5 protein-coding genes are annotated in these 6,905 nt (G+C 67.2%); 2 read left to right on the forward strand and 3 right to left on the reverse strand.

The genetic code is table 11. From position 1 onward, the window contains the following. The first annotated feature begins 190 nt into the window (after nt 1-190). Nucleotides 191-457: a hypothetical protein gene (locus tag QZX93_RS11725; protein ID WP_295392418.1), complete on the forward strand. Its 267-nt coding sequence runs from the start codon at nt 191-193 to the stop codon at nt 455-457. Nucleotides 458-1,407: 950 nt separating this feature from the next. Here QZX93_RS11725 and QZX93_RS11730 read toward each other — a convergent pair. Genes QZX93_RS11730 through QZX93_RS11740 form a run of 3 tightly spaced genes read right to left on the reverse strand, consistent with a single transcriptional unit; the run spans nt 1,408 to nt 5,770 of the window. Next, complete coding sequence (locus tag QZX93_RS11730; RefSeq protein ID WP_295392420.1) at nt 1,408-2,214, reverse strand: phosphoadenylyl-sulfate reductase; 807 nt, start codon at nt 2,212-2,214, stop codon at nt 1,408-1,410. Further along, nucleotides 2,207-3,925 carry an assimilatory sulfite reductase (NADPH) hemoprotein subunit gene (gene cysI / locus QZX93_RS11735; protein ID WP_295392421.1) on the reverse strand — a complete coding sequence of 573 codons (1,719 nt, stop codon included), beginning with the start codon at nt 3,923-3,925 and terminating at the stop codon, nt 2,207-2,209. The genes QZX93_RS11730 and cysI overlap by 8 nt, the downstream gene beginning before the upstream one ends. A gap of 18 nt (nt 3,926-3,943) precedes the next feature. Then, nucleotides 3,944-5,770, reverse strand: coding sequence for a flavodoxin domain-containing protein (locus QZX93_RS11740; protein ID WP_295392422.1), 1,827 nt, complete (start codon nt 5,768-5,770; stop codon nt 3,944-3,946). Between the two features lie 290 nt (nt 5,771-6,060). On the opposite strand from QZX93_RS11740, the gene QZX93_RS11745 reads away from it, so the two are divergent. Beyond that, nucleotides 6,061-6,750: a VIT family protein gene (locus tag QZX93_RS11745; protein ID WP_295392423.1), complete on the forward strand. Its 690-nt coding sequence runs from the start codon at nt 6,061-6,063 to the stop codon at nt 6,748-6,750. Nucleotides 6,751-6,905: the final 155 nt, after the last annotated feature.

The raw sequence follows: 6,905 nt of genomic DNA on the forward strand, positions 1-6,905 counted from the left end.
GATTTGAATATTTGGCAGATCAATTAATATCTCCATCGCTTGCTTAAGTGACGTGGTGTTAGACTCGATGGCGCCCTCCAGTTCTTCGTAAGATCATGTAATTTAAGTATATCATAACCTACTGAGTTCCCAGAGAGCCAGAATCAATCGACAAATCGGCAATATTCAAACGGCATCGCCACCCCAGGAAATGGATAGAGCGCTTGTCGACATCGAAAAGGAAATTGTTCAGCTTACCCGGCAACCGCCCTATACCCTCTTGATGATGCGGGTCGTGGAAATCGGTCTTCCGCTGCTATTGAGCGTTTTTTCGGTATTCTTCGTTTTCCGTTATACCCTGACCGAAAAGCGCAGCCATGAGATCACGGTGCTTCTAAGACAAAGAAATGCCGCAAGGGTCTTGAGCATAACGCCGGCCGCCGGCGCTCCCGGCGCAGAGCGCCCCACACCTGCGTGACGCCGCTGGAGAGATTGTGCGAGTATTCGGCGGAACGGTTTCCCGTAGCCTGGATGTAGCGCAGCGGAATCCAGGGTTCTTCGGTAACCCACGGATATTTTAGTTACCCGCGAGGCCGACCCCGGATTCCGCTGCGCTCCATCCGGGCTACGCCGAGCACGCTCCGAATGCTTTTGCAGTCTCACTGGGGTGCGGCGCGTCCGGTCGATCAGTCTGAAGGCCGATCTAGTGTGCCCGACATGGGCATGTACTTGTTACCTGAAAGGAGGTAACCGCAGAGAGTGACCTCAACCGCCGGATGCGGAAAACCGCATGTCCGGTGGTGTGGGAGGGCTGACGGGCGCAATCCCGTCAGCCCGACCCGATCGGGGGATCGGGGCGGCGTCCTGGCCGCAATGAGCAGTGTCCAAATGGGCCGCGATCACAGTTCGGGCCACCGCTGCTCGGGCGCAGAGCGCCCAACACAGGTATGACACCGCGGAGCGGTGTCACGAGAAGATCGTCATGCCGCCGTGGTCGCGGAGCAGGTTGTAGACGATGCCATTGGGGGGTGACTGGTGGCTGGGCGCCGCCGTGAAACCGCTCGATGACGGCGGCGGTCTCATGTTTGCGCTACGCGCCGTGCTTGCCGGGACGAGGTCCGCGTGGATGCGCGCGACCGCGATCCGGCCCGCAGGCCGAAAACGTGGTTATTCTCTGAGGCCGATAGGTCCCGGTGAGCCATCGGGGCAGACATCGCTGACCTACCTTCTTGGTCTGCGTAGGCGCGCATCTTGCCGGTTACCGGCTCGGCGACCCAGACGGTGGGCGCGGCCTCTCTGAGTCGGTGTCGACGTTCGGACCTCGGCCAAGTGGATCGGCGGCGAGGGATTCGCGACCAGCCGCACCGAGCCCCACCCACCACTGACGAAACCCGAATACCGCACCCGACGACGCGTGCGGCAAGCCCTTCAGGCGGACACCGGGAGCTCATGCAGCCCGCACTCGCGCTTGAGTCCGCCAAAGCGGGTCTCTTCCTCGAGCATGCCGGCGCTCAAAGGGACCGTGGAGTGCCGGTCGCCGATCGAGACATAGCCCTGCTCCCAGAGCGGGTGATAGGGCAGGTCATAGCGCTTGAGATAGCGATACACATCCCGGTCGGTCCAGTCGACGATCGGGTGGACCTTGTAGCGCCCGTCCTTCACCTGGAGTACCGGGATGTCCTGACGGGACTTGGACTGTACCCGCCGCAGTCCGGCGAACCAGGTGCCGACCCCCAGCTCGCGCAGTGCGCGCCCCATGGGCTCCACCTTGTGGATGCGGTTGTAGTGCTCGATGCCGTTGACCCCGTTCTCCCACAGGCGCCCGTGACGCGCCTCCAGCCAGGCGGGTGAGACGTCTGAACGGTAGACCCGCAGATCCAGCTCCAGGCGTTCCACCAGCGCGTCGATAAACCGGTAGGTCTCGGGGAACAGATAGCCGGTGTCGATCAGGACCACCGGGAGGCGGGGGATGGCCTGGTTGACCAGGTGCAGCATCACTGCCGCCTGGACGCCGAAGCTCGATGACAGGACCTGCGCGCCCGGCAGGCGGTCGCGCGCCCAGGCGATGCGCCCCGCGGCATCGAGCGGCGCGAGTTCCGCGTTGGCCTGGTCCAGGAGCGCCTGCTGCAAGCGGGGCTCGGCGGCGTGGCGGTCGTGGGTCGCGGCGCTGCCTACCCGGGCGGCGCTGCGCACTGGGACGCCCCAGGGGGCGCGACGGATGGCCTGTTCAGTCATGGAAGTCACTCGCTGCATGCTCGACACGCCGAACGATGCCGGCCCGGATCACGAAATCGCCGAAGCGTTCATGCGGTGTGCGTCCCTGCGCATAGCGCCCAAAGAGCCCGTCCAGGGTCTCCAGGATCTCGGCCTCGGCGATGTTCTCACGGTAGCGTTTGTTGAGCCGGGTCCCGCTGCCATCGCCGCCGAGCAGCAGGTTGTAGGTCCGCGGCCCCTTGCCCACCAGACCGATCTCGGCCAGGAAGGGGCGGGCGCAGCCATTGGGGCAGCCGGTCATGCGGATCACGATCGGTTGCTCCGCCAGACCGTGGCCAGCCGCCAGGGCCTCGATCCGGGTCAGCAGGTCTGGCAGGTAGCGTTCCGCCTCGGCCATGGCCTGGGGGCAGGTGGGCAAGGCGACGCAGGCCATGGCGCCTAAGCGGATCGGCGACAGCCCGTCCACCAGCAGCCCGTGTTCCCGCGCCAGGGTCTCGATCCGCCGCTTCTGCCGGGCGGGGACCCCGGCGACGATCAGGTTTTGATGGGGCGTGATGCGGAAATCGCCCTGGTGGACTTCGGCGATGGCCCGCAGTCCGGTTAGCAGCGCCCGCCCGGGCAGGTCGCGCAGCCGTCCGTTTTCGATATAGAGCGTCAGGTGCCAGCGGCCATCGTTGCCCCGGACCCAGCCATAGCGGTCGCCCTGGTCGGTGAAACGGATCGGGTGGGGCGGGGCGAAGCTGATCCCGGCCCGGCTCTCGACCTCAGCACGGAAGGCCGCCAGGCCCATCCGCTCAACGGTGTACTTGAGCCGTGCGTGGATGCGGTCGCCGCGGTTGCCAAAGTCGCGCTGCGTGGTCAGCACCGCCTCGGCCACCGCCAGCACCTGGTCCGGCGCGACAAAGCCCAGGTCGCCCGCCAGCCGCGGGAAGGTGCTCTTGTCCCCGTGGGTGGTGCCCATGCCGCCGCCCGCGAGGACGTTGAAGCCCAGCAGGCGCGCCGGATCGGCTGGGTCGGCGATGGCGATGAAGCCCAGGTCGTTGGCATAGACATCCACGTCGTTGTGGGGCGGGACGGCAACGGCGATCTTGAACTTGCGCGGCAGATAGGTCGCGCCGTACATCGGCTCGGACTCCTCCTCGCCGCCGGCTACGCATTCACCGTCGAGCCACAGCTCGTGATAGGCGCGGGTCCGGGGGAGCAGGTGCTCGCTGATGCGTCGCGCCCAGTCGTAGACCGCGCCGTGCAGGGCGGACTGGTCCGGGTTGGGGTTGCACATGACGTTACGGTTCACATCGCCGCAGCCGCCGAGCGAGTCGAGCAGCACCTGATGGATACCTTGGATGACCGAGCGCAGGTCGCCCTTGGGGATGCCATGGTATTGGAAGGTCTGGCGGGTGGTCAGGCGCACCCTGCCCTGGGCCAGTTCGCGCCCGATGCGGTCGATGGTGAGCCACTGCGCCGGGGTGCAGACGCCACCGGGCAGGCGTGCCCGGAGCATGAAACTGTACTCGGGCTCCAGCAGGCGCTCGCGCCGGTCGGCGCGTAGATCCCGGTTGTCCTGCTGGTAGAAGCCGTGGAACTTGCCGATTTGGTCGTCTTCCGGGGCCATGGCGCCGGTGAGCTCATCCGTCAGGCTTTCGGCCAGGGTGCCGCGCAGAAACCGGCTGCGCGCCTTGTTCAGTTCGTGGGGGGTGGTCGGCGGGGCGATAGGGGTACTCAGTGCGTTCATGGGCGTCTGTCTCTTCACTCAATAGAGGTCGCGCTGGTACCGGCCGTCCCGCCGCAGGGCGGTGAGTTGTTCCCCGGCGTCCTCGCGGTCGCTGCCGGTCTGCGCCGCGATCAGGTCCAGCAGGGCCTCATGGACGGCGCGGCCCATGGCGTTTGCGCCGCACACATAGAGATGGGCGCCCTCTTGCAGCCAGGTGTAAAGCTCGCGGCCCTGTTCGATCAGGCGATGCTGGACATAGCGCTTGTCCGTCTGGTCGCGGGAGAAGGCGACGCTCACCCGGCTCAGGACCCCGGCGCGGCGGTGCGCCTGCCACTCGAGCTGATAGAGAAAGTCGCGCCTGAAGTTACGGTTGCCGAAAACGAGCCAGGTGCGGCCCCGGTCGCCCTGGGCGGCGCGTTGCTGGAGGAAGGCGCGGAACGGCGCCACCCCGGTGCCGGCGGCGATCAGGATGACGGGGGCGTCGCCGTCGTGCGGCAGCCGGAAGGACGGGTTGGTCGCCAGATGGACCGCGACCGGTGTGTCCTGCGTGAGGCGCCGGGTCAGGAAGTCGGAGGCGCCGCCGGCGCGCTCCTGGCCGCCCACCCGATAGCCCACGCGGGCGATCGTCAGGTGGACCTCGTCCGGGAACTCGGCTTGGCTGGAGGCGATGGAATAGAGCCGCGGGCGCAGCGGGTGCAGGGCGGCGGCGAGGGCGGCGGCGTCCGGCCGGCCCGGGTGTTCGGCGATCAGGTCGATGAACTGGCGCCCGGCGGCATAGTCGCGCAGACGGGCGGGGTCCTGGCCCAGGGCGGCCAAGGGTTCGGAGCCGATCAACCCGCCCCAGGCCTTGACCACCGTCGGGTGTAGCCGGGTCAGCTCCAGCCGGCTGGCCAGGGCCTCGCGCAGGTCGTAGGCCGCGCCGTCCAGGCTGAGGGGCGCGTCCCCGTCCAGGCCGGTCGCCCGCAGCACCGCTTCCACCAGGGCCGGGTCGTTGCGGAACCAGACGCCGAGCGCGTCGCCTGGGGTGTAGCTCAGGGCCGCGGGGTCGATGCCCAACGCCAGGTTATGGACCTCGCCCACGGCGTCCGCTGTAGTGACTATGCGGTTTTCCAGCAGGTGGGCGGTGAGCGGCGCCGCCTGGTCGAGCGCCGGCGGTGTCTTTGGTGCCGGCCGTGTGCCGGGCAGTTGGATGATGCGCGCCTCCCGTGGCACCAGGTGCTCCGCCGCCCGTTCCAGTGCCGTCAGTGACCAGGCGCTCGCCGCCTCCTGGAAGGCGACGTCGCAATACTGGGGGGCGAGCAGTGGCTGACCGCCCAGGGCCTTGAAGCGCTCGTCAAAATCTCTGGCCGTCTTGCAGAAGTGTTCGTAGCTCGAGTCCCCGAGCCCGAGTACCCCATAGCGCAGCCCCTCCAGCCGCGGTGCCCGCTTGCCGTGCAGGAAGGCGTGCAGTTCGCGGGCGCTCTCCGGGGGCTCGCCCTCGCCCTGGGTGCTGACCACCACCAGCAGCAACCGCTCGCGGGCCAGATCGCGTGGGCGGTAGTCGGCCATGGAGAGCAGGCGCGGCTCAGTGCCCCGCGCCCGCACCAGCGCGGCCAGTGACTCGGCCACCGTGCGGGTGTTGCCGGTCTGGGAACCATAGAGGATGGTCAGGTTTGGACCTGACTCGGGTGCGTCGGCCGGCTGTCCGGCGCTGCGGTTGGCGGCTGTCGTCAGCCCGCCTAGGCCCGCCAGATAGCCGCTGACCCAGGCCAGTTGGAGCGGTGACAGGTCCACCAGCGCCGTTTGCAGACGCGTCGACTGCTGCTCATCCAAGGGGCTGGTCAGGGGGGAAAGTGGCAGTGGGTTCAGGGTGTTCGCTGTCTTCATGGGTACTGCCGGGTGGGTTGGGTGGCTTGCAATGGATTAAGGTTGCGCGCCGTCGGCCGCGTGGGGCTTAAGAAATCGCGCCGACGCCTGTCTGATGGGTAGGTAGTATGGCGACCGAGAAAATCTTGAAAAACGATTTCTTATTTTCTTTTATCTTATATCAAGATATTTAGATGCGCCGCTTGTCTCGCCCGCGGCCTTCTAACTGGAGGTCGAGCCTTCAGCCGGACCGATCCCGGTTCGACCCGGGTACACTACCCATCCAAGTCCGCGATTTCGAGACTAGAAGCATGAGACATCGGGAACGCCATCGCACTGACCGTATCGCCTGGCTGCGCGCCGCGGTCTTGGGGGCCAACGACGGGATCGTCTCCACCGGGAGCCTGTTGCTCGGGGTGGCTGCGGCCAACGCGACCCAGGGCACCCTGCTCGCCACCGGGGTCGCCGGTCTGGTGGCCGGGGCCATGTCGATGGCCGCCGGGGAGTATGTCTCGGTCCATTCGCAGGCCGACAGCGAGGCCGCCGAGTTGGAGCGGGAGCGCCGTGAACTCGCCGCCGACCACCACGCCGAGCACCGGGAACTGGCCGCCATCTATGTCGGGCGCGGCCTGGAGCCCGCCCTGGCCACCGAGGTGGCCCACCAACTCATGGCCCACGACGCCCTGGGCGCCCACGCCCGCGACGAACTCGGCATCTCCGAGGCCTTCAGCGCCCGCCCCATCCAGGCCGCCCTGGCCTCCGCCGCAAGCTTTGCCGTGGGCGCGGCCCTGCCGCTGCTGGTCACTGCACTGACGCCGATGTCCTACCTGATCCCGCTGGTGGCCGGCACCTCACTGGTCTTCCTCGCCGGGCTGGGCGCCTGGGCCGCCCGCGCCGGCGGCGCCGGGATGGCGGTCGGTGCACTGCGCGTCACCTTCTGGGGCGCGCTGGCGATGGCGGTCACGGCGGGGGTCGGGGCGCTGTGGGGGACGGTGGGCTGAGGGGCGGCGAACCCCGAGCCGGTAGCGGTGTCGGTAAGTCTCTGAAGTAACAAACCGCCTGAGTAGGGAACATTTTCGTTTACCCCAGCGCAGAACAAACGATCAAGGGCTTACGCGCATAGCGTCGGGCGAGAAGCGAAAATTCACCCCAGCAC

The sequence above is a fragment of the uncultured Thiodictyon sp. genome (assembly GCF_903946935.1).
Taxonomy (GTDB): domain Bacteria; phylum Pseudomonadota; class Gammaproteobacteria; order Chromatiales; family Chromatiaceae; genus Thiodictyon.

Coding starts and splice junctions, on each gene's coding strand:
- QZX93_RS11725 (WP_295392418.1), top strand. CDS start 191: ATGGATAGAGCGCTTGTCGACATCGAAAAGGAAATTGTTCAGCTTACC.
- QZX93_RS11730 (WP_295392420.1), bottom strand. CDS start 2,214: ATGACTGAACAGGCCATCCGTCGCGCCCCCTGGGGCGTCCCAGTGCGC.
- cysI (WP_295392421.1), bottom strand. CDS start 3,925: ATGAACGCACTGAGTACCCCTATCGCCCCGCCGACCACCCCCCACGAA.
- QZX93_RS11740 (WP_295392422.1), bottom strand. CDS start 5,770: ATGAAGACAGCGAACACCCTGAACCCACTGCCACTTTCCCCCCTGACC.
- QZX93_RS11745 (WP_295392423.1), top strand. CDS start 6,061: ATGAGACATCGGGAACGCCATCGCACTGACCGTATCGCCTGGCTGCGC.